Origin of the sequence: Flavobacterium phragmitis (assembly GCF_900112575.1) — a bacterium.
Taxonomy (GTDB): Bacteria; Bacteroidota; Bacteroidia; order Flavobacteriales; family Flavobacteriaceae; genus Flavobacterium; species Flavobacterium phragmitis.
Window position 1 is genome coordinate 1 of sequence record NZ_FOMH01000007.1, and the last position, 24,543, is coordinate 24,543.

The window sequence follows — 24,543 nt, forward strand, 5'->3', positions numbered from 1 at the left end:
GGAGGAACAAGCAGGACCGCAACAGGAGTTGTGAGCGGAACGGCTTTTACGCCTTTTACTACTCCCGTTACCGCATCGACTACATACACATTGGTTTCTGTTACCGATGCGAACTGTACCAGAAGTTCCGGTTTTACGGGCGGTTCGGCAGTTATAACGGTTAATCCATTGCCCGCTACACCTGTAATTGGAACAGTTATACAGCCATCTTGTGTAACTCCAACAGGAAGTATAGTTTTAAATAGTCTGCTTTCAACTCCCAGTTGGGTAATTACTGAATATGGAACGGTTTCTCAAACTTATACATCATCAGGAACAACTTATACGATTTCAAATTTGAGCCCAGGAAATTATAATTTTACAATTCAGGAACCTTCCGGTTGCCCTTCATTGCCTACAGCAAATATAGAAATTTTAGCTCCAGTTACTAATACATGGAACGGGACAGCTTGGTCAAAAGGAAGTGAACCAGTATCAACAGATGCTATCCGATTTTCAGGGAATTATTCAACAACAGGTAATCTTAGTGGTTGCTCCTGTATGGTAGATTCAGGTGTAAATGTTACTGTGAATTCTAACCATACCTTGACAATTACTAACGCAGTTACAAATAATGGAGGAACATTAACTTTCGAAAATAATTCAAGCTTACTGCAGACTACTAACGCGGTAAATACAGGAAACATTATTTATAAAAGAGATTCTAAACCTGTAAGACGTTATGATTTTACACATTGGTCATCTCCAATTAAGCGTACACCTATATTTACGCTGCATGATTTGAGTCCATCTACATTGTTCGATAAGTTTTTTAAGTTTGATCCTGTTAATGGTTGGATTATAATCTATAATGGAACTGAAGAAATGACGCCGGGAAGAGGATATTGTATTCGAGCACCACAATATAATGATTTAAATTCCGCTAGTATTTTCAATAGCCAACTTACAGGGGTACCTAATAATGGAGATATTTTAGGACCGCCAGCTGTGGCTGGAAAATACAATCTTGTAGGAAATCCATATCCGTCTGCAATTTATGCAGATCAGTTTATCTATGATAATAGAGATAACATTTATGGGACAATTTATTTCTGGACGCATTCTACACTTCCTGCTCAGACTGTTCCAGGAGATCATCGTTTTTTTTATAATAATGATGATTATGCCATTTATAATTTATTAGGCACTATTGTTATTGGTGATATGGAAGGAACTCCTTCACCAACTGCAGGTAGTCAAAGTAAGCCAGACGGGTATATTGCAGCTGGTCAAGGATTTCTGGTTAGGTCAAAAACAAATCAAAGTGTGATTTTTACAAATTCGATGCGCGTGCCTGGAAATAATAGTCAATTTTTTAAATCGGCTTCAGCAACTGCAATAGAAAGACATAGGGTATGGCTGAATTTAACAAATACAGGAGGAGCCTTTAAACAACTATTAATTGGATATGCAACAGGAGCAACTAATTCCTGGGACAGCAGTTTTGATGCAGTGACTCTAGATGCTCATCCATATCTTGATTTTTATAGTATAAATGAAAATAGAAAACTTGTAATTCAAGGAAGAGCGCTCCCTTTTACAGTTTCAGATACAATTCCGTTGGGATATAGATCTGCTTTAGAGGGCGAATTTACAATAGCCATTGATCATGCTGATGGAAGCTTAAATACTCAAGCAATTTATCTTCAGGATAATGTAACTAAGAAAGTACATAATCTTACGACTGGAAACTACACTTTTACAACGGCAATTGGAGTTTTTAATAACCGTTTTGTACTCCGATATATGGATCCAAATGTTACTTTAGGGAAGGAAGATTTTACTAGTCTTGATAATATTATTTCTGTTTCAGTAAAAGACAAAAACATCAAATTGCAATCTTTTTCAGAAATTGTAAATTTAGAGGAAACTTCGGTTTATGATGTTGGAGGTAAATTATTATATAATAAAAAAGGAATTGATAATAAAGAATGGCTTATTAACAATCTACGCTCTGGACCACAGGTTTTGCTGGTTAAGATAACATTAGAGAATGGTCAAACTATAACTAAAAAAGTAATCTACCAATAGCTAAAAAAGTCGGTTGAGAAATTTAAAACTCAACCGACTTTTTTAGTGTTATGCTGAACGTCTTAAATTTTCATGTGTATTGGTGATTGCTTTTTCATTTTTGTAATCAATCCATTTTTGGCCTTTTAATTTTCGCATCATAATATCAAAATGGCGCATGATAAAAACATTGTAAGCGGCTTTTGATAAATTGGCAATATTCCTTGGAAATGCACGCAGGCTCATTGAAAATCCTGGAGTTAAATATTTCATATAGTGCCAATATCCTTCGGGCATGTACAACATTTCGCCATGTTTTAAATTGGTGATAAAACCTTCTGCATTTTTGAGTGCTGGAAATTTTTCGTAATCGGGATTGTCAAAATCAATGTCTTCTCTCGAAATTAAAGCGTGAGGGACTTTATACATATATTTGGATTGGTCTGGAGCAAAAATCATACATTGTTTTTCTCCATGAAAATGAAAATGCAGTATATTAGAATAGTCAATGTCATAATGCATAAATACTCTTGCATTTTCGCCTCCAAAAAAGAGCATTGGTAATTGTTTGACCAATTTCAAACCAATATCCGGCCATAAGAAGTCATCTTTTAAGGTTGGAACATCTTTCATTAGATTATAAAGAAAAATGCGGTAATTGGTAGGTTTCGATTCTAAAAGATTAATATAATCACTCATTTTCATTTTCAAATGAGCTTGATTGAATCCTTCTTCGTGGTTTACTGGACGATCATCATACAAAGGAACAGTAATGTCGCCTGCAATGGTATTAATATAGGATAATTTCCATTTTTGATACGCTGGCCAGTCTTCGGTCAGTTCTTCAACTACAACGGGAATTTGTTTTTTTACATATTGGGAAATAAAATCTTCTTTGGAGATTTTTTTAACCCTTTCTATTTGTTTTAATTTCATTTTCTAATAAAAAAAATTGCTTATAATTCTCAGCTACAAGCAATTTAGTAATATTTAATGAGATTTGTGAACTCTTTTGACTAAATTTTTGATTTAATCGATGCCTCAATATTTCTTTCAATTGTATGTTTTGGTCTTGACCATTTCGGTTTTTCACCTAAATCATTAAATTGAGAATCTGCAGCTTCAACCGTTTTGGGTTGCATTATTTTTATAAAAGGTTTTTGAGCAACCATTCCTAGAGTCTCGAACATTTTCATGTCTTCATTTACATCTGGATTTGGTGTAGTAAGTAATTTATCTCCAGCAAATATTGAATTTGCTCCAGCGAAAAAACACATAGCTTGGCCTTCGCGTGACATATTGGTTCTTCCTGCTGATAATCGAACTTGTGTTTCGGGCATTACAATTCTTGTGGTAGCCACCATTCGAATCATCTCCCAAATTTCAACCGGTTGTTCTTCTTCCATTGGCGTTCCTTCAACAGCAACTAAAGCGTTTATGGGAACAGATTCCGGTTGCGGATTTAAAGTAGAAAGTGCTACAAGCATTCCAGCTCGGTCTTCAATACTTTCTCCCATTCCAATAATACCACCGCTGCAAACGGTAACATTGGTTTTACGAACATTTTCGATAGTCTGTAGACGATCTTCAAAACCACGTGTTGAAATGATATCTTTATAATATTCTTCAGAAGTATCTAGGTTATGATTATAAGCATAAAGACCAGCTTCTGCAAGACGTTTTGCCTGATTTTCGGTTAACATTCCTAAAGTACAGCAAACTTCCATATCGAGTTTATTGATGGTGCGGACCATTTCTAAAACCTGATCAAATTCGTCACCATCTTTTACATTTCTCCAGGCAGCTCCCATGCAAACACGTGAAGATCCGTTTGATTTTGCTCTTAATGCCTGTGCTTTCACTTGGCTGACAGTCATTAAATCGTTTCCTTCAACTCCTGTATTGTATCTAGCAGCTTGTGGACAATAACCACAGTCTTCTGGACAACCGCCCGTTTTTATAGAAAGTAAAGTAGATACCTGAACAACATTGGGGTCGTGCTGTTCTCTGTGAATTGTTGCCGCTTCATAAAGCAAATCCATCAAAGGTTTGTTGTAGATGGATATGATTTCATCTTTTGTCCAGTTGTGTTTTTTAATACTCATGAATAATTTGTTTTTTGTTGGAGTATTAAAAGTAAGTAAATTATGATACCACACACCGTGAGCTTTCAGAAATCGATATTTGTATGTTTTTTTCAAAAAAGAAACACTCAATAATCATAAAATTTCTTAATTCTATGATTATTGAGTGTTTAAAAAGTCGTTTTTATTCTGATTATTTAATCAGCTGCATATTTGTTATTCCAATACAACATCATCATTAAAGTCACGATTACAGATGAAGCGATTCCTTCAAACAATAAACAAATGCAATAAGTTGGTACAGATGGATCTCCTCCGAACATAAATGTTTCAGATAAAGTTCTTACATAAGCGTCTCCACCTCGAGCATAGCTGTAGACTAGTAATCCAAATACGCTTAGCGATACTCCGACAACAGAAGTAGCCATTGCAGAAACAGCATTTGATACAAAATTGGTTTCTCCCTCATGAAGGTTCATCTGCATTGTCCTGTTAACACCGTAAAATATAAAGAATACATTAAGTGTTCTTAGATAAAACAAATCTGCTAAACCCAAAACATTCATTAGTAAAAAGTAAATGCCTATTCCGAGAAAAATCAAAAAACCGTTGGTAATTTCTTTAGGTAGTTTCATAGTGGTTACTTTTAAAGAAGTTAATAGTAAATATTTGAAAAACAGTGTTCTATCAAATTTACTAAAAAAATAACTACGATGATTTAAAAACCGTAAAAACTATGCGGTCTATTTTTTTAAAGAAGATTTATAAAGGCCAAAGCTTCGTTTTGATCTTGCTGAAGCTGTGCCTTTAAGGCATCAACAGAACCAAATTTCTGCTCTTCACGAATATAACGAAGTAAAGAAACTCTGATGTTTTGACCATAAATATCCTTGTCAAAGTCAAAAAGATGTACTTCAATGGTTTGTCTATCTCCATTAACGGTTGGATTAAAACCAATATTCATCATACCATAAACCACTTCGTTATTCACAATAGCTTTTACGACATACACACCAATTTTCGGAATTAGTTTATAATCTTCTTCGATATGGATGTTTGCTGTTGGAAAACCTATTGTTCTTCCTAATTGTTTTCCTTTTACAACCGCTCCGTTCAGGAAATAATCGTATCCTAAATATTCATTGGCCAAAGCCATATTGCCTTCGTTTAAAGCTTTTCTGATTTTGGTTGAACTTACTGAAACGTCTTGGATTTCTTCGGCAGAAATTTGTTCTACTTCAAATCCGTATGCTGTGCCGAAAGCAATTAAGTCATCAATATTCGCAGTTCGGTTGCGTCCAAAACGATGATCATGTCCAATGATTATTTTCTGAATCTGGAATTTGTCGACCAAAATGGTATGAACAAATTCTTCTGCAGTTAATCGTGAAAAACTTTCGTTAAAAGGATGAACGATTAAATTTTCAATGCCAGTTGCTTCAAGCAGTTCTATTTTTTCGCTAATGGTATTGAGCAGTCTAATCTCTGATTTCTCTTGAAGAACCATTCTTGGATGCGGAAAAAAGGTAAGAACCAAACTTTCGTATTTCCCGTTTTCAGTATTCTGTGTAATTCTTTCTAGAATTTTTTTATGACCAATATGCACGCCGTCAAAGGTACCAAGAGTTAAAATTGTTTTCTTGGTTGACTGAAAATCGTTTATAGAATGAAAGAGCTTCAAAACAAATTATTTAAGATGCTGCAAATTTATACTATTCTGTTTTAAATTTAATACTGAGAAATTGAATTATTAGCTAAGTTTATTTCTTTTTGTGAAAATATGCCGACTCGTCGATTAAAAAACATTAATTATCTTATATATTGCACAATCTAAATTAATTGAAGTAATTTTGATGTAATAATTTTAGGGTATGAAAAAACAATTACTTTGTATATTTCTTATTTTCTGTGGTGTGGCAGTAAATGCTCAAAATGATATTTTATGGCAGAAAATAACTTCATCATCATCACTTTCACAAAAAGCAAATAGTTCAGATTCTGGCAAATTGTACTTTAAGTTAAATGCAGATTTGCTTAGCGCTAAATTGACGTCTACAACTAGTAAATTCGCTTCTGCCACTGAAACGGAGATTACAATTCCTAATATTAATGGAACTTTTGAGCGTTTTGCAGTTTGGGAATTTTCGAATTTTGATCCAGAACTACAGGCTAAATATCCCGAAATTAGAGCTTATAAAGGAAGAGGGTTGGATGACAAAAGCGCTGTAATTTATTTTAGTGTTGCACCTATTGGAATTCAGACAATGGTTTTTCGCGGAGATAAACCGACAGAATACATTGAGCAAAATCCAGATAATAAATCAGAATATGTTTTGTTTAGATCAACAGACAACGCAGATTCGCAGATTCGGTTAGAATGTAAAACAATCGGTTCAATTTCTCAGAATAAATTTTCAACGACTGGAAAGACAGCTTCAAATGCTAAGCAGTTTAAAACGTTTCGTTTAGCTTTGTCATGCACAGGAGAATATGCAGCCTATTTTGGAGGAACAAAAGCAGGAGCTTTGACGGGAATGAATGCTACTTTAACGAGAGTAAACGGAATTTTTGATAGAGACCTTTCAGTACAGCTAGTTTTAATCGCCAATAATGATGCTGTAGTTTATACAAATGCCTCTACAGACCCTTATTCTATTGCAGCCGATGGAGCAAAAGATGGAGGAACTTGGGGACAGGAAGTTCAAACTACTTTGACCAATGTGATTGGGAATGCAAACTACGATATTGGACATTTGTTTGGTGCTTCGGGTGGAGGCGGTAATGCGCATTGTATTGGATGCGTATGCGTAGATCCAACATCTAGTGAACCTTATGGAAAAGGAAGTGCATTTACTTCTCCAAAAGATAGAAGACCTGAAGGAGATACTTTTGATATTGACTTTGTCGCTCACGAAATGGGACATCAATTAGGAGCCTCTCATACTTTCTCGTATGCTCTTGAAGGATTGGGAACAAGTTATGAACCTGGTAGCGGTTCCACCATTATGGGATATGCAGGTATCACAAATTTTGATGTTCAAAATAACTCCGATGATTATTTTTCGTATGCGAGCATTAATCAGATTCAGAATAATTTGGCAACAAAATCTTGTCCTGTTTCTACACCAATAACTAATAATCCGCCAATAATAGACGCAGGACCGGATTATACAATTCCAATTAGTACACCATTTGTTTTAAAAGGAACAGGCTCTGATCCAGAAGGAAGTACTATAACATATACATGGGAGCAATATGATAATGCAACTAATACCTCTGGAGAAAATAGTAAAACATACCCAACAAAACCAAATGGACCTATGTTTAGATCTTTGCCTCCTACAACTTCGCCTGTTCGTTATATGCCCGCTTTTAGTTCGGTTTTGAATAATGCTTTGACGACAACTTGGGAATCGGTTTCTTCTATAGCAAAAACAATGAATTTTACTTTGACAGGAAGAGATAATGCCACTCAGCCAGGAACGGCTCAAACCAGCACAGATGCTATGGTCGTTACGGTTAGTGCATCAGCAGGGCCTTTTGCAGTTACTTCTCAAAATACAGGAAACGTAGCTTGGGCAAAGGGATCGGCACAAACCATAACTTGGAGTGTTAACAATACAAATACGCTTCAAGGCTCATCCAATGTTAATATAAAATTATCTACAGATGGTGGTGCGACATTTCCAATTACTTTAGCTTCTAATACGCCAAATGATGGTTCTGAAACAATATTGGTTCCTTCCGAAATTACAGAATCTACTAATTGCAGACTTCTAATTGAACCCGTTGGCAACATCTATTATGCAGTTAATACTTCAGCATTTGCAGTTGGATATTCTGTTTCGACAACTTGTGCGACTTATAATTTTGATGGAAATTATTCAACGGGTAACAGCCAGACTTTTATTAATAAAACAGTCAGTGTGCCAGCTTCAGCAGGAACAATTTCTGATGTGAATGTTTCGGTAAATGTTACACACGATAGGTTTTCAGACCTTGAAATGCAGATTGTTAGCCCAAACGGAACAGTTGTAACTTTATTTAATAAGAGCTGTGGTACTACAGCTTCAACTTTAGCGCTTCAATTTGATGACAGTGGCACTAATTTAAATTGTGGCACAACGTCAAGCCAAATTGTAATTCCAGCAAGTGCTTTAACTGCTTTTAATAACGAAAATTCTCAGGGAACTTGGACTTTTGGTGTTCGAGATACACAAACAGGAGCTTTTGGAACTATAAATTCAGTATCGGTTAATATTTGTAATAAAGTTTATACGCTGGGAGATTCTGATTTTGAGAATATTGATTTTGCCTTATATCCAAACCCTAATCGAGGACGTTTTACGGTTCAGTTTAGTAGAGATTCAGTACGAGAAGTAAAAGTTTATGTTCACGATATTTTAGGGAAATATGTGTATGACAATACTTTTCAAGGTTCAGGATATTTTATTCAGGATATCCAGTTGCCAAATGTGCCCGCTGGACTTTATTTTGTAACTGTTACCGACGGAGACAGAAGAACAATAAAGAAAATTATAGTGTATTAAGATTCTTAAATTCCAAAAAGAAAATTCCAAATTCCAATGCTCATAACTATTGGAATTTGGAATTTTCTTTTTAGGATTTCTTTTTTATTGGAATTTAAAATTTAAAATATTTGGAACTTCCCATCAAGAGTGCGCCATCGCCATACAAACAATACTAATTTTTGCTCCAGGAATTTTTAAAAGTGCTCTGGAACAGGCTTCGAGTGTTGCTCCTGTGGTAAGTACATCATCTACAATTAGAAAATGTTTGTTTTGATTTTCTTCTGTCAAAACTGCATCAAAGATATTTTCGATATTTTCAGAACGTCCTAAAAGGTTTTTCTTGGATTGTGTTTTAGAATATACTTTTCTGAACAGAATATTTTCGTTAAAAGGGATTTGAAAACCCGAAGCAATTGCTTTTCCAAAAGTATCCACCTGATTATAACCTCGTTCTTTAAACTTTTTTTTATGAAGCGGAACAGGAATTACAGCATCAAAAGGAATTTCGAAAGAGACTTCTTTTAAATCTTCAACATACCAGTTTCCCAAAACAGTTCCAATTTCCTGATGGCCTTTGTATTTTAGGTTATGAATGAGTTCTTGAACCATTCCTTTTTTATTGAAATATAAAAATGCTGCTGCAAATTGAATATCAACTTTGCCGTAAAACTTTTTGATTGCCTCATTTTTGGGATTCAAATGATATTGAGTGAGAGGCATTTCATGGCGGCAATGTGTACAGAAAACCGTTTCATTCTGCAGTAAAAGAGCACGGCATCCGTCGCAGACTTTTGGAAAAAACAAGTTTATTAGGTAATTAATCACAAAAAGAAAGATTTTATTTACGAAAATAACAAAATCAATGGTTCAATCTTTATTATTTTTCTTTTTTTTAAAGGTACTTTTTATATTTTTGCATCACTATGGCAAAACAAGAAGATATATTTAAGAATGTGGTTTCGCACGCAAAAGAGTACGGATTTATTTTTCCGTCAAGCGAAGTTTACGACGGTTTAAGTGCAGTATATGATTATGCACAAAACGGTGTCGAATTAAAAAAGAATATCCGTGAATATTGGTGGAAATCAATGGTTCAGATGAATGAAAATATTGTCGGCCTTGATGCTGCGATATTGATGCATCCAACAACTTGGAAAGCTTCTGGACACGTTGATGCTTTCAACGATCCATTAATTGATAATAAAGATTCTAAAAAGAGATATAGAGCGGACGTTTTGGTGGAAGATTATGCTGAAAAAATTCACCAAAAAGCACAAAAAGAAATTGACAAAGCAAAAGCTCGTTTTGGAGATGCATTCAACGAACAAGAGTTTATTACAACCAACGCTCGAGTTATTGAATATTTGGCTAAAGAAAAAGAAATTAGAGAACGCTTAGGACGTTCTTTAGGAGCTGGAGATCTAGACGATGTAAAAGCTTTGATTGAAGAATTAGAAATTGCTGATCCTGAAACGGGTTCTAAAAACTGGACAGATGTTAAGCAGTTCAACTTAATGTTTGGAACTAAATTGGGTGCTTCTGCAGAAAACGCAATGGATTTATATTTACGTCCAGAAACGGCTCAAGGTATTTTTGTAAACTTTTTAAATGTTCAGAAATCGGGTCGTATGAAAGTTCCTTTTGGAATTGCTCAAACGGGTAAAGCCTTCAGAAATGAAATCGTTGCAAGACAATTCATTTTCCGTATGCGTGAATTCGAACAAATGGAAATGCAATTTTTTGTTCGTCCAGGAGAAGAAATGAAATGGTACGAGCACTGGAAAGAAACGCGTTTAAAATGGCATTTGTCTTTAGGTTTAGGTAAAGAAAATTACCGTTACCACGATCACGAAAAATTAGCGCACTACGCAAACGCGGCAGCAGATATCGAATTCAATTTCCCATTCGGATTCAAAGAATTGGAAGGAATTCACTCTCGTACTGATTTTGACTTAAAAGCACACGAAGAATATTCAGGAAGAAAATTACAATACTTTGACCCTGAATTAAATGAAAACTATGTTCCTTACGTAGTAGAAACTTCAGTAGGTTTAGATCGTATGTTCTTGGCAGTTTTTGCTACTTCATTAAAAGAAGAAACATTAGAAGACGGTTCTACAAGAACAGTTTTACAGTTGCCGGCAGTTTTAGCTCCAACTAAAGCAGCAGTTTTACCATTAGTTAAAAAAGACGGCTTACCAGAAGTGTCAAGAAAAATCATTGAAGATTTGAAATGGGATTTCAATGTGGCGTATGATGAAAAAGATGCTGTAGGACGTCGTTACAGAAGACAAGATGCTTTAGGAACGCCTTTCTGTATTACAGTTGATCATCAGACTTTAGAAGATGAAACGGTAACCATTCGTCATAGAGATACAATGAAACAAGACCGTGTAAAAATTGCTGAATTAAGAGGGATTATCGAAAACGAAGTTTCGATGAAAAACTGGTTGATGAAAATGTAATCTTTACATACTATAGTATAGATCCCAAATTCCGTAAAGGAGTTTGGGATTTTTGATTTTTAAAAAGACGTATTTTATCGATGTTTTTTGCATTTCATCTTTATGTATCAACATTTTAATGTAATGTGTTAACAATGAAATGTTTAAAAATCTAAAATCCGTATTTTTAAATGCGGAAAAATGCCGAGAAACTATTTTTTTTCGCATAGAATCAAATTAGATTATTTTGATTGTGAAGTGAGAAAAGCAACAAAACCAAAAATTGAAAAAGTATTCGTATATTATAGTTGATGATGATGCTGAAAGTATTTTGAAGACCAAAACAACCGCGGCAGGTTTTTCAGAATTATCTTTTACGGCTTCGGCATCAAATTTTCAAGAGGGTTTAAATTTGGTTTTAGAGCATAAACCATCCTTGGTTTTTCTAGAAATCGATCCTAAAAATAAAGCTAGTGAATTGTCTCTCGCTTTTATCAGTGAATTGCACCGTTTCTTTCAGGAAATTCCGAAAATTATTATTACGACCAATAAAAAAGACAAAGCCTTTGATGCCATTCAATACGGTGTCTTTGATTATATATTAAAACCTGTTGCCCATGTTGATTTTCTAAAATCGGTTTTAAGACTTAAAAAAGCCAATTTAGACAGCAAAACACCACAATTTATAGAGGAACCAACTTCTATCGTAATCGATAATGTAAACAACGTTACAATTCCTCAAAATGTCGAAAAACCTTTAACAATCTGCATCAAATCATATGGTGATTATCGATATTTAAACGCAGCCGACATTTGTTACTTTCAAGCCGATAATAATTCGACAGATATTTATTTGAATACTGGTGAAATGATTACGGCATTTAAAACGTTAAAGCATTTTGAGAGTGTTTTGACGTATCCTTTTATCCGAATTCACAACAGTTATGTAATCAATCGTAATTACATTGCACGAATTCATAGCGGAAACTCAATCTGTTACATAAAAAATTCCTCAAAAAAGATTCCTTTTTCTAAAACCTACAAAACAAATGTGGATCAAATAATTTCTGATTTTGCTGCAGGAAATTACTTAGAAATCTAAAAACCAGACGTTTACACGAATTTGCTATCCATTGGCTATCAATTGGGTATGATCTACCATAAACTCAATTTTTTGTATAAATTTTTTTCGAACTCGGTATTAGTTTTACACCATGATTCGCAACAAACAGCAAGTCATTCTCCAAAAAAATAGACAAACATTTAAAAACCTCAGGTCATGAAAAAAGCAACATTGACAATCGGATTATTTTCTTTAGTAATGGTAGCAACTTCTTTTGCAACACCAGAAATCCCAACAAACTTCGCACTTAGAGATACTGTTCCTCCAATTGATGGTGGTGCTGCAGGTGGAGTTCTTAAGAAGCCAGACCGTTTTGCAATGAATACTGAATTGTCTAAAACTAGAAATGTAAACTTTGCTAGCGTTAATCAATCTGTTGGAAATGATAAAAAAGTAGACTAATCTACAATTGAAATAAAATAATAAAGCTGTCAGATTTGACAGCTTTTTTTTGTGTCTAAAGTTTTTTACTACTTTTGGTAAAATTCAAAAAGAACAATTGAAAGAAATAAGCAAAATAGTATTACTTATCCTCTTAGTTTTGATGGGCTGTACCCAGAAAACAGGACCAAATGACGATACAGTTTCTTCTATAGACAGTCTTCCTGTCTATCTTTCTCTTGCAAATGAGAATAACATTTCGCTTCAATCCAAACAGAATTATAATCTTAAAGCGCTTAATATAATTTTAAGTCAAAAAGATGATTCTTTAAATAAGGTAAATCTTTTCAAGGTAGCCAATCGTTATTATAATATGAGCGATTGGAAAGCTTATTTCAACACCACAAAGTTGATTTTGGAAAGAGCAGAAAAATCTAAGGATTCAACAAACATGGCAAAAGCCTACACTTATTTAGGCGATTACTATTTATCTCAATCTATTTCGGATAGTGCTTTCATGAATTATTATAAAGCTGAAAAGACCTATTTGAAGATAAATGACCAATTAAACTTAGCAAAAACATTTTTAAACAAAGCTAATTTACAATACAATGAAGGTGATTTTTTTGAAAGCGAAATAGCAGTTTTTAAAACTTTAAGTATTTTAAAAAAAGAAAAAAATGTAAATGAACTTTTATATGAAAGTTATAATTTATTAGGCGTATTATACAATGAAAGAGAAGAATATAAGAAAGCATTAGAATTTCAAAATAATGCATTGGATATTCTGCAGGATAAATCTATACCAGCCGAACTTCAGTATAAAGCGGCTTCATTAAATAATATTGGTTTCATATACATGAATATGGGCAATTATAGACAGGCGAAAATCTTTTTTGAAAGAGCTTTGAAACAAAAAAATCTTTTTGGAGATAGAGCCAGTTTGTATGCAATTTTGCTGGATAACTTAGGATATACTAAATTTAAATTAAATGATTCTGTACAATTACCAGATTTGTTCTACGAATCTTTAAGAATTAGAGATAGTCTCGATTTAGTTTCGGGTGTAGTTTCATGTAAAATTCATTTATCAGAATATTTTGCTTTTAATAAAGATACAGCTAAGGCATTAGAGTTATCAAAACAAGCATTAACCCTTTCGCGAAGTACTACAAAATTTGTAAATACTCTAGAAGCACTTAAACAAACGGCCGTTGTCGATCCAAAAAATGCATCTGTTTATTCTAGAGAATATATCAAACTCAATGATAAAATGTTGAAAGCAGAACGAAAAATGGGAGAAAAATTCTCTCGAATCGAATATGAAACCAATGAAATAAAAGATCAAAATTCCAGTCTTCAGGAAAAAAATAAAACCTTGGTTTATGTCTTTAGTATTTGTACATTGCTTGGGTTGTTTTTTTATGTCTATAAAACCCAACAAGCCAAAAACCGTGAGTTGCTTTTTAAACAGCAACAACAGATTGCAAATGAAGATATTTACAATTTGATGATTTCACAACAAAATGAAATTGAGCTTACTAGAATAAAAGAAAAAAAAATGGTCGCGCAGGAATTACACGATGGAGTGTTGGGGCGCATGTTTGGTATTAGAATTAGTTTGGATAGTCTGGATAAGGTTGATGAAGCTGAAGCTGCTTCTAAAAGAAAGAAGTATCTCGCAGAATTAAAGAATATAGAACAAGATATTCGTGAAATTTCTCATGATTTAAATAGGGAAAAATCGGAATTAATTAATAATTTTGTTTTGATTCTGAATAAACTATTTGATAATCAAAGAAATACGTTTAGTTCAAAACTAATTACCTCTTTTGATCCTGATGTGAAATGGGAATTAATTAGTAATATTGTTAAGATTAATTTATATCGAATTCTTCAGGAAGGACTGCAAAATTGTAATAAGTATGCCAAGGCCGATATTATTAAAGTAGAGTTTAAGAATGAAAATGGTAATTTGGTCTTAAGTATCGAAGATGATGGAATAGGGTTTAATACCAATAAAACCAAAAACGGAATTGGTCTGCATAATATCGAATATAGAGCAACAGAATGTAATGGTACAGTTACTATAAAATCTGCCAAAGGAGAAGGAACGGTCCTAATTGTAAAAATCCCTATAGACCCAAATAATAACCTGCATAATAATGACATTTGATTTAACAGATTCAGTTTCGCAACTAGTTAAAAAGAATATTTTAATAGTAGATGATCATCCATTTATTATTGAAGGATATAAAAACGCAATAACTCGTTATAATCCAAAGCAATATGAATTTTTTATTGCGCAAGCACACGATTGTAAATCAGGATATGATATAATAGAAAACAACAACACGCCACAGTTTGATATTGCTTTTTTGGATATCAGTATGCCTCCTTATGAGGAAAAAGAGATTTTTTCGGGGGAAGATTTGGCAAAACTACTTCTCGTAAAAATGCCTTCCTGCAAGATTATTTTATTGACAATGTATACAGAACTTCTAAAAATTAAAACTATAATTAGAAGTATCCAACCTAATGGATTAATCATTAAAAATGATCTTACTTTTGACGAACTGCTTTCGGCTTTTGATAAAGTAATGAAAAATGAAAAATACTACAGTCAGTCAGTTGTAAAAATGCTGAACCAAACGACTCACAATGCTATTGAAATTGATCAATATGATAAACAGATATTAATTAATCTGGCGAAAGGATCATCTATTACCGATATGCTTATAAATATTCCTATCTCTTTGAATGCAATCGATAAAAGAAAAAAACACCTCAAAGAATTATTGAAAATAAGAAGTGGCTCTGATGATGATTTAGTGAGAGAAGCTAAAAGTAAGGGGCTTTTTTAAAAAGAAATTCCAATTAGAAAATTCCAAATTCCAATAAAAAAAGAAATCCCAAAAAAGAAATTCCAAATTCCAGTAGCTATAAGCATTGGAATTTGGAATTTTTTTATTGGAATTTTTAAAAATCTATTCTGTCAAGGCATCCCATCCTCGTGCTTTTAGAGCAATTTTGGTGTTGGCACGAGTTACAAGATGGATTCCTTCATTTTCTTCTGTCATGTGACCGATAACAGAGAAATTTGGATTTCCTTTTATTTTGTCAAAATCGTTGATGTCAATTGTAAATAGAAGTTCATAATCTTCTCCGCCGTTAATGGCAACAGTTGTGCTGTCGATATTAAACTCTTCACAAGTAGAAATGAACTGCGGGTCTAAAGGGAGTTTGTCTTCATATAAATTACAACCCACTTTTGATTGTTTGCAGATATGAATAATTTCAGAAGATAATCCGTCTGAGATATCAATCATTGCTGTTGGTTTTATGTCCAAAGCATGAAGTAAAGTTCTAACATCTTTTCTTGCTTCTGGTTTCAGCTGACGTTCTACTAAATAAGTATAAGGATCTAAATCTGGCTGATTGTTTGGATTAACCTGAAAAACTTGTTTCTCACGTTCTAAAACCTGTAATCCCATATAAGCCGCACCCAAATCTCCGGTTACAACCAAAAGATCTGTTTTTTGAGCTCCATTTCTGTAAACCAATTCCTTCTCATCAGCTTCTCCAATAGCAGTAATGCTGATAATTAAACCTTTTTGAGATGATGTAGTGTCGCCACCAATTACATCGACTTTATACTCTTTTGCAGCATGTGCGATGCCATCAAACAATTCTTCTAATGCTTCAAGAGGAAAACGATTTGAAACTGCTACAGAAACCGTTATTTGGGTTGGTTTCGCATTCATAGCACAGATGTCAGAAACATTTACGACAACAGCTTTGTATCCTAAATGTTTTAACGGCATATAAGCCAAATCGAAATGAACTCCTTCTATCAATAAATCAGTAGAAACAACTACTTTTTTGTCTTTAAAATCAAGAACAGCAGCATCATCGCCTATACTTTTTAAAGTAGATTCCTGAGTAACATCAAAGTTTTTGGTTAAATGGTCTATTAAACCGAATTCGCCCAATTGCGCTATACTGGTTCGCTGCGGATTTTTATCTTCTATCATTTTTTCTGAGTTCCAAAGTTTGTAAGCTGCAAAGGTACAAAGTTGAGGATTGAATAACTATAAACAGAGTTCGATTATTAGTTTGAAGCAGAAAGATTTGATTTTTTTATTGAGATTGTCTTGATTTTACTCCAAATGAACTTTACGAAACTTTGACTAAAATATGAAAAAGAGTAAAATAATTAAGACTGAACAATGAATTAATAGTGAACCTAAATGTTCTCTATTTGAGAATGTTTTTATCAAATTAGCAATTGTGAGGATTCCGATAATAAAAGGTGCGAACAAAATTAATATTGCATTTGGACCTGGTGCACAGATTCCATGAGGGAGAACGAAAAAAAATAGAAATGAAATTAAAATATAGGCTGCATAAAAGACCAAAGTTTTTAAAATATTTTTGTGACTAGCAGTTTGTTTTGTAAAAATATTTTTCAAATTCAGTTGATTTAAAGACAAATTTGTGATTATACCCAAAGCTTTTTCTTTATTCCAAATATAGAAAAAATAATATCGTATTTACAAAATGTTCCTGTGGTCGAGTGAAGGATTGTAGTGCGCGCAAATCATTATCGCTTCATACTAAAATGATCTTTGAATTCTTGAACCGCGCCATTTTGAGTATAAGTAACCTGAAACCAATAATCAGAAGAAGGAAGCGGACTGCCATTGAAATTTCCGTCCCAGCCTACGCCAGAAGGTTTAATCATTTTGATGAATTTACCATAACGATCGTAAATAGTGATGACGGCATCAGGCTGATCAGCAAGATCTGGGATGTTCCAGGTATCGTGGTAACCATCATTACTAGGAGTAAAAAATTTAGGATATTTGAGCACTTTGGCAAATAAAATAAGATTGTCACAATTGGCTTTGATATCTCTTATTGTAATAACATGTTCTCCTGAATCTACATCCTTAAATATATTGCTGGTTTGAAAATCGCCATCATCCAGCTGGTATTCGTAGATTCCAAAACCATTTGTTAGGTTTACGATAATGTCTATATCATCCTCAAATTCATCCGAAATCGTTACGGTTGCAATAGCTGGACTTGATTTTTCGACGGTTACAGTGGCTGGGTTATAACCGCAGTCATTACCAACATCAGGTATGTTTTTAATAGGGATAACGGTATAAATACCTTCTTGAGTTGCAGTATATGTTGGTCCCGTACCCATTTTATTGTTATTAAAATACCATTCAACAGTATAATCTGGTGAATTAATTCCGGAATTCAATACCACAGAATTTAATAATGCTCCAGTTTGATAATCGACACAAATGATTCCGTTTTGTACAGAGAAATTTTTTAAAGGATAGATAGTAATGTAAAAATCATCCTGAGCAAAACAGTTAGAATTTGTAGGCGATGCAGCATAGATATATAATGTTTGGCTGGTATTTATTTTTTGGCCTGCTGTAAATAAAGTTCCAGTTGCATTGGGACCGCTGTAATAACTTCCAACTGCTAAAGGAGGTAAAGTGTAGCTTTCGCAAATGGCAACATCTGGAGTATTAGTCAACACGGGAGTCTGAGAAATAGTGACCGAAAAACTTTTTTCGCTAACACAAGTCAGACGTGTACCTGAAACAGCATAAACATAAACGGTCTGGGAGGTTTTTAATATAGTTCCTGCTGGAATAATTGGACCTTTTCCGCTTGGTTGACTATAATAATTTCCCAACGTCAGCGGAGGCAAAGTATAACTGTCGCAAACATTTATGTTACTGAAATTACCGACATCTATTCCTAGATAATTCACTTTAAAAAAGGTTTCATTACTGCAAGAAGTAAAATCGGGCCATTCGTTGTAAATATAAATAGTCTGCGTGGTGTTTATGGCAGTTCCTTCTGTTAACTGTGTTCCTAAACCATGCGGACCTCCCGTAGCGGTATAATATTTTCCGTTTCTCAGTTTGGGAAGTTTAAAATCGTTGCAGGTTACTACGTCTGTGAAACTGTCAACAGGAGGAAGAGGTTTTATTTGAACAGTAAAACTATGTTCGTTTGAACATTCGGGACCAACTGAATAAACATAAATAGTTTGTGTTGCCGTTATAATGTCACCTGCTTTTAATCGTGTTCCTCCACCGTTGGTTTTTGTAAAATAGTTACCGTTTACCAATGGTGGTAAAACATAACGTGCACATTCCAATCTATTGACGGGAGTATCTACAGGAGGAAGCGGTTTTATGGTAATTACATATTTAAGATTTTCGGTGCAATTGGGGGAAGTAGTTGTTGCCGCATAATAATACACAGTTTGTGAGCTGGTAATCACGGTTCCGGCTGGAATACTTTTGCCTTGCCCTCCGGGGCTTTCATAATAACCGCCAATGGGAATTGCAGGCAAAGTAAAACTGCCACATCTTGAGATTGGAACAAAAATGGGAGAATTTACAATATCAATTTTAAAAGAATGCTCATTGGTACATCTTCCGTCATTTGCAAAAACAAATATCGTCTGACTGGAAGTTATTTTATCTCCCGCTTTCAAAGCTTTGCCCAAACCGCCTGATGCTGTAAAATAATTTCCGTTTGTTAAAGGAGGCAAAGTATAGGAATCACAAGTAACAACATTCGCAGGTTTGTCTATTTCGGGCAGTGGATAAACGGTAAAAGGAACTGGAATATCTCGACATACAGCCCCATTAATTACAGCATAATAATAAATAGTCTGACTTGCTGTAAAAACCGTTCCTTCGGGAATAACATCGCCGCGTCCTCCAGACTGCGTGAAAAAACCGCCCGCAGGTACTCGTGGCACAACATATTGGCCACAGGCTTCTTTTTTAAAACCAATTTCGTAAATCAGCGTTACATTAAAACTGCTTTCATTGGTACAGTTGTTTGTAGTTGGGCCTTTGTAAATGTAGTAAGTCCCGCTTTTGGTAATAACATCTCCGGGATTTAGTTTAGTTCCCGTTCCATTTATTGAAGTGTTGTATTCGCCATTTGTAATTGGTGGCAGGGTATAACTGTCGCAGGCAATTACGTTTGGAATTTTATCTACAATTGGCAACGGATTAATAATTACATTGAAATTAACGGTCGTATAACAAACCGAATTTGAAATATTTTCAATACGAACCCAGATCGTTTTTGGTGATTGTGATAATGACGTAGTGAAAACTTTAGGGTCTGCAATATTGTTTCGGGCTTGATTTGCATCCGTTTCGCTCTGATAATATCTGATTTTGTATTGGGAAGAATTTAATCCGTTTAAGATGATTGGTTCCTGAACAGTTAAATCAATGGCTACATTTTTGGAAACAGTATCACAAGCATTTAAGTCTGACGGTTTTATCACATTGATTGGGTCTGTTACCAATAAATTAAATGAAATTAAATTATCACAAAAGAAGGTTTTATCATAAATAGGCACCACTTTTATATATATGGTTTGATTCCCTGAACTTACATAAGATTTTAATTGACTTTCGGGAATAATAGGTTGGTTGGCATTAGCTGCGGCTAAAGAATCAAAATAATAAATAGAATATTTAGCTGGATCGATGCCTAATTCAGTTAAATTGTTCTGAGTCAAATCATATTGATAAGTGCCGGTTGTACTATAACAAGCAGTTAAGTTTTTAGGAGTTTTAATAATTAAATCAGTAATTACAACTTCATCCTTAACCACACAACCAGAAAGTGTTGCAGTAACTCCATAAGTTCCAGCTTTATCAACTGTCAAAGAATTGCTGGTTTCATTCGGAATTACTGTTCCGTTTAATGTCCATACATAACTGAAATTCCCCACTAAATCAGATTTTAGTGTGATTTTTTCGCCTTGGCAAAGGATTCTGTCAGGACCTAAATCCATAGTAGTCATAAAACTGCCTCCTTTTATAAAAACTGCCGAATCGTAATTGCTGTCGTTATAATCGCCAATAGCCAGTTTTATGCGATAAGTTCTGTTTGAAATTACGGTTGAAGAAGCGGTTAAAACTTTGGTTTCTCCTCTCATATTAATAGCTGACTGTGCTGGATTGGCAACATTATAACGGTCAAATAAATTAGCATTGGCAGATAAACAGGACGAATTATACTGCTGGTCTCTAATATTTTTGACCGAAACTGGGGTTGTTGTTCCAGGAACTATGGCGAGATTTGTAGAAATTCCTGTTGTTAAATCCGTTAAAATAAAAGCAAAAACGTCGCTAAAACCGCACTGAAATTCACCGTATTCATTCGAGGCAAAAAGGAAATCAAAACTAAAATTACTAGATAAAGGCGTAAAATCAAACTGAAGAAAACTGACATCTGTTACCGGTACAACTTGTCCGTTGTTGTCACTGATTAGCTGTAAATCAGGATCAGTAGCATTATTTAATTTACTGCTTTCATTGATACCAGTATAGGATCCTTCAGTATATTTGGCCATTCCGTTTCGTATAATGATTCCGCTGGAAATGGGGAAGTTTGGATTAGTACTGGTAAATTTCCCGATTCCCTGATGTGAGGAGAATTTAAAATTGCTTTCGTTTGAACAGCCATTCTGCATTAATTCTGCTCGTATCAGTTCAGGAATACCCAAGCTTGTAGTATCGACTATGATTCCTTGTGATGAAGATATAGCCGAACAAAATAATAAAAGTAGAAGTAGAGTCGCTCTCATAATTCATATTTTTATTAGTTGGGTTATTTAAAATTACGAAATTATTTATTTTTAAAATTATGATTATCAGTATTTTATGATTTTTTAACCTTGTTTAAACAAAAATGAAAGAGAATTTTAATTGTGTTAAATTATTAGAGAACCGCTTGTAAATAAAGAGCCTAAGTTGTTTAAATAGAAAAGAGAAGCGTTAGTTTTTGTTATGATTAAAGAATGAATTCTAAAATATTTTAAAAATTATTTTTTCCTACTGACAAACTGTTGTCACCGACCCATTCTACTTTTGAAGTATTAAAAATATTTAAACTTTAAAACCATGAAAACATTAGCTGCACAAGTAATTACACAAGAAGATTTATTGAAACACTGGCAAGGTCATCGTGCTCTTACACGTCGATTAATTGAGATTTTTCCAGAGAAAGATTTCTTCGAATTTTCAATAGGAGGAATGCGTCCTTTTGCAAAACTGGTTGATGAACTTTTAGCTATTGCAGTTCCAGGACTTAGAGGAATTGTAACAAAACAAACTGAAGCATTTTCAGAAGGAGGAGAAAAATTGATTTTTAAAGCACAGTATCTTGAAAAATGGGACGAAGCTACAGAAGAAATCAATAAGTATTGGGAACAATTGTCTATTGAAGATTTCAGCGAAACGTTTAATCTTTTCGGACAATACGAATTCCCAATTATTCAGAATATCTTATATTTTATTGATAACGAAGTACATCACAGAGGACAGGCTTATGTGTATTTAAGAGCTTTAAATATCGAACCGCCATTTTTCTGGGAGAGATAATTGATGATTTTTTCCTAACTTAATAGTATAAATCTAAAATTAAGACAATGAGTTTAAAGAAAATAATGTCCAATTATGCCGATTATAATTTATGGGTAAATCAGCAATTTGTGAACTGGCTTTCGCCAAAGTCAGATGAATTGTTGTATGCCGAAGTTCCTTCGAGTTTTTCAACTATAATGAAAACACTAGACCATATTTGGTCTACAGAAGAATATTGGTTTTCTGTAATTTCTCAAAAAGATGTTTCTCAAAAGAAGGCAGAAAACGAATTATCTAAAGAAGAGATTTTTGAAGGATTGCTCAATTCATCTGCAAAATTGAAACACTTCATCAACTCATTGTCTGAAGAAGATTTAAGCACAGAAATTAAAATAACAAATCCGTGGTTTGAATGTGAACTGCCAATTGCAGATTATCTGATTCAGGTAATTAATCACGGAACATATCACCGCGGACAGATTGTAACCATAGGAAGAAATATCGGAATCACTGATGCTTCAAATACAGACTACAATTTTTACAATGTGATAAAACAGAAATAAACGAAAAAACTCCTGAAGATAATGTTCTCAGGAGTTTTTTTTATGATAACCTTTCCCTATTGATGTCCAGTAATTTTAGAACGTTTGTTTTTAATACTTCAGGTTCCAGAATTTCAGCATAATCTCCAAACATCAAAAACCATCTCGGAAAAGCATTATTGATATCTCGGGACATAAAGGTCATTTCGATTTTATCATCAACTTCTTTTTGTGAAATAAAACCATGATATTTTCTCTCGCTAGCTAAATATCTTGCTATTTTACGGTCAATTAAAAGGCGGACTTTTGTTGTTGGACAGGTTTCTGTTTTAGTCAAATAAGTTTCTAAATCATCGTGTTCAATTGTAAAATTAACGTCGGTTTTTTTAATTCCCTGAATTCGGTCGGTTCTAAACTGACGGTAATCTTTTCGAAGATGACAATATCCTAAAAAATACCAGTTATTATTATCGTGAAAAACTCCAATAGGTTCCAGATTACGTTGTGTGGTTTCGTCTTTCTCAAAAGTTTTATACGTCAAAAGAATCTGTTTTTTCTCAGCAATACCTTCAAAAAGAACCGATAGTGTGTTTGGCGAATTATCATTAAACATCGGTTCTGCAGTTTGCATGACAATTCTGGATTCGATATTGGACAGATAATCTTTATCGGTACTTCTTAAAACCGATTTTAATTTAAACATGGCAGATGCATAGTGTGTGCCCAAAGAAGGATCGGTGAATTTTTGCATTAGTTTTTCGGCTGCAATAAAACTACTTACTTCTTCACGTGTGAACATAACAGGAGGCAGTCTATAACCGTCCATCAAAGCGTAACCCACACCAGCTTCACTGTAAATAGGAACTCCAGATGCTTCTAACGTTCTTATATCTCTATAAATAGTTCGCAAACTACAATCAAAACGATCGGCCAATTCCTGTGCTCTTACAATCTTTTTAGATTGCAATTGGATTAAAATTGCGATAATCCGGTCAAATCGTTTTGGAGTTTCGTCGAGCATTTTTTTAAGATTCTAAGGTTCTGAGTTGCTGAGATTCTAAGTTTTTTTGCTGATGCAAAGATTCAAAGATACAAATGAAAGTATTAAAGAAAATAAAAAAAGCTGTCCCAAATTGAGACAGCTTTACTGTATGATTTGCGAAAAAGACCTAGAATCTATACAAAACTCCAAATTGGGGCTGATCAAAAATATTCTCAAATAAGTTGATGTTTAATTGAAAAGTATCCGAAGATGGGCCATTTTCTGGAGAAACGCTGTTGTAAGCCAAAACATTTGCCAGCACAAAAGTTACTGCAATATTTTTGGTTACAAAGTAGTTTAATCCAACATTGATGTCAGCAGTTAAGCTGTTGTCGGTATCGCTACCAACAAGAGGTGTTTCGGTTTTGTTTCTTCCGTAGCCTAAACCAAGTTCAGCATAAGTTTTAAAACGTTTTTTGTCCAATTCCAAGAAATAGTAACGGGCAAAAGCGCCAACTCCAAATACATTTGTTTTTACCTGAGTGGTTTCTACTTTATTGCTGGCATAGTTTAGTTTGGCACCAACTGCAAATTTATCGTTTAGTAGATAGCCAAACTTTGGACTAAAGCCATAATAGTCGGCCTCACCGCCAGTACTAATTTTAATAGAACCTTCAAGAAACATATCTCCTTGTTGAAAAGTCACACCTTTTGCAGAATTCATTTCCTCTTCCGCTTGGTATTCCTGAGCGTTTGCGAAACAAAATGTGAAAAGAGCTAAAATAATTGAAAATTTGGTTTTCATAGTTTTACATGTTTTAAAAATTGTAAGATTAAAAATACTTTTTCTCAATTTAAATAGCTCTTTGTTTATTCGAACGGGTTAAAAAACAATTTATTAGGTTAATTTTTGTATAATTTTGTAAGTTTTGTCTTTTTAATTTTTAGGCTTAATCCAATAAAAAAACC

At 33.9% G+C, this 24,543-nt stretch carries 18 protein-coding genes; 9 read left to right on the forward strand and 9 right to left on the reverse strand.

Annotation, left to right across the window (positions count from 1 at the left end; all coding sequences use genetic code 11):
* The coding region (locus BM289_RS13165; protein WP_091494250.1) for a T9SS sorting signal type C domain-containing protein at positions 1-2,070 on the forward strand (2,070 nt) is incomplete at its 5' end.
* Between the two features lie 48 nt (positions 2,071-2,118).
* Here the strand turns inward: BM289_RS13165 and BM289_RS13170 are convergent.
* The 4 genes from BM289_RS13170 to BM289_RS13185 all read right to left on the reverse strand — a co-directional run bounded on the left by BM289_RS13170 (position 2,119) and on the right by BM289_RS13185 (position 5,814).
* Complete coding sequence (locus tag BM289_RS13170; RefSeq protein ID WP_091494253.1) at positions 2,119-2,985, reverse strand: cupin-like domain-containing protein; 867 nt, start codon at positions 2,983-2,985, stop codon at positions 2,119-2,121.
* Between the two features lie 80 nt (positions 2,986-3,065).
* Complete coding sequence (gene bioB / locus BM289_RS13175; RefSeq protein WP_091494891.1) at positions 3,066-4,154, reverse strand: biotin synthase BioB; 1,089 nt, start codon at positions 4,152-4,154, stop codon at positions 3,066-3,068.
* A gap of 176 nt (positions 4,155-4,330) precedes the next feature.
* Positions 4,331-4,768, reverse strand: coding sequence for a hypothetical protein (locus BM289_RS13180; protein WP_091494255.1), 438 nt, complete (start codon positions 4,766-4,768; stop codon positions 4,331-4,333).
* Positions 4,769-4,884: 116 nt separating this feature from the next.
* Positions 4,885-5,814, reverse strand: a complete 930-nt coding sequence (locus tag BM289_RS13185; protein ID WP_091494258.1) for a bifunctional riboflavin kinase/FAD synthetase — start codon at positions 5,812-5,814, stop codon at positions 4,885-4,887.
* A 190-nt stretch (positions 5,815-6,004) separates the two neighbouring features.
* Here BM289_RS13185 and BM289_RS13190 point away from each other — a divergent pair, with 190 nt between their 5' ends.
* On the forward strand, positions 6,005-8,683 hold the full coding sequence (locus BM289_RS13190) for a zinc-dependent metalloprotease (RefSeq protein ID WP_091494260.1): 2,679 nt from the start codon (positions 6,005-6,007) through the stop codon (positions 8,681-8,683).
* A gap of 123 nt (positions 8,684-8,806) precedes the next feature.
* Here the strand turns inward: BM289_RS13190 and BM289_RS13195 are convergent, their stop codons facing one another.
* Complete coding sequence (locus tag BM289_RS13195) at positions 8,807-9,490, reverse strand: ComF family protein (protein WP_244165371.1); 684 nt, start codon at positions 9,488-9,490, stop codon at positions 8,807-8,809.
* 98 nt (positions 9,491-9,588) lie between these two features.
* Here BM289_RS13195 and BM289_RS13200 point away from each other — a divergent pair, with 98 nt between their 5' ends.
* The 5 genes from BM289_RS13200 to BM289_RS13220 all read left to right on the forward strand — a co-directional run bounded on the left by BM289_RS13200 (position 9,589) and on the right by BM289_RS13220 (position 15,477).
* Complete coding sequence (locus tag BM289_RS13200) at positions 9,589-11,130, forward strand: glycine--tRNA ligase (RefSeq protein ID WP_091494263.1); 1,542 nt, start codon at positions 9,589-9,591, stop codon at positions 11,128-11,130.
* A gap of 262 nt (positions 11,131-11,392) precedes the next feature.
* A complete protein-coding gene (locus tag BM289_RS13205; protein WP_091494266.1) occupies positions 11,393-12,211 on the forward strand; it encodes a LytR/AlgR family response regulator transcription factor in 819 nt (272 codons plus the stop codon).
* 177 nt (positions 12,212-12,388) lie between these two features.
* The gene (locus tag BM289_RS13210; RefSeq protein ID WP_091494268.1) at positions 12,389-12,634 is read left to right on the forward strand and encodes a hypothetical protein; all 246 of its coding nucleotides are present in this window, start codon (positions 12,389-12,391) and stop codon (positions 12,632-12,634) included.
* A 97-nt stretch (positions 12,635-12,731) separates the two neighbouring features.
* The gene (locus BM289_RS13215; protein ID WP_317043574.1) at positions 12,732-14,789 is read left to right on the forward strand and encodes an ATP-binding protein; all 2,058 of its coding nucleotides are present in this window, start codon (positions 12,732-12,734) and stop codon (positions 14,787-14,789) included.
* Positions 14,779-15,477 carry a response regulator gene (locus BM289_RS13220; RefSeq protein WP_091494274.1) on the forward strand — a complete coding sequence of 233 codons (699 nt, stop codon included), beginning with the start codon at positions 14,779-14,781 and terminating at the stop codon, positions 15,475-15,477. Before BM289_RS13215 ends, BM289_RS13220 begins: the two co-directional genes overlap by 11 nt.
* A 123-nt stretch (positions 15,478-15,600) precedes the next feature.
* Here the strand turns inward: BM289_RS13220 and thiL are convergent, their stop codons facing one another.
* Both thiL and BM289_RS13235 read right to left on the reverse strand, forming a co-directional pair.
* Positions 15,601-16,647 (reverse strand): thiamine-phosphate kinase, encoded by a 1,047-nt coding sequence (thiL, locus tag BM289_RS13225; protein ID WP_091494276.1) that lies wholly within the window; start codon positions 16,645-16,647, stop codon positions 15,601-15,603.
* A gap of 569 nt (positions 16,648-17,216) precedes the next feature.
* Positions 17,217-21,272, reverse strand: a complete 4,056-nt coding sequence (locus tag BM289_RS13235) for a T9SS type B sorting domain-containing protein (RefSeq protein WP_091494281.1) — start codon at positions 21,270-21,272, stop codon at positions 17,217-17,219.
* Positions 21,273-21,588: 316 nt separating this feature from the next.
* Between BM289_RS13235 and BM289_RS13240 the strand changes: the two genes are divergently transcribed.
* Both BM289_RS13240 and BM289_RS13245 read left to right on the forward strand, forming a co-directional pair.
* On the forward strand, positions 21,589-22,068 hold the full coding sequence (locus BM289_RS13240) for a DinB family protein (RefSeq protein ID WP_091494284.1): 480 nt from the start codon (positions 21,589-21,591) through the stop codon (positions 22,066-22,068).
* A gap of 47 nt (positions 22,069-22,115) precedes the next feature.
* Positions 22,116-22,613, forward strand: a complete 498-nt coding sequence (locus BM289_RS13245; protein WP_091494287.1) for a DinB family protein — start codon at positions 22,116-22,118, stop codon at positions 22,611-22,613.
* Between the two features lie 40 nt (positions 22,614-22,653).
* Here the strand turns inward: BM289_RS13245 and BM289_RS13250 are convergent, their stop codons facing one another.
* Positions 22,654-23,613 (reverse strand): helix-turn-helix transcriptional regulator, encoded by a 960-nt coding sequence (locus BM289_RS13250; protein ID WP_091494290.1) that lies wholly within the window; start codon positions 23,611-23,613, stop codon positions 22,654-22,656.
* A 148-nt stretch (positions 23,614-23,761) separates the two neighbouring features.
* Complete coding sequence (locus BM289_RS13255; RefSeq protein ID WP_091494292.1) at positions 23,762-24,379, reverse strand: outer membrane beta-barrel protein; 618 nt, start codon at positions 24,377-24,379, stop codon at positions 23,762-23,764.
* Positions 24,380-24,543: the final 164 nt, after the last annotated feature.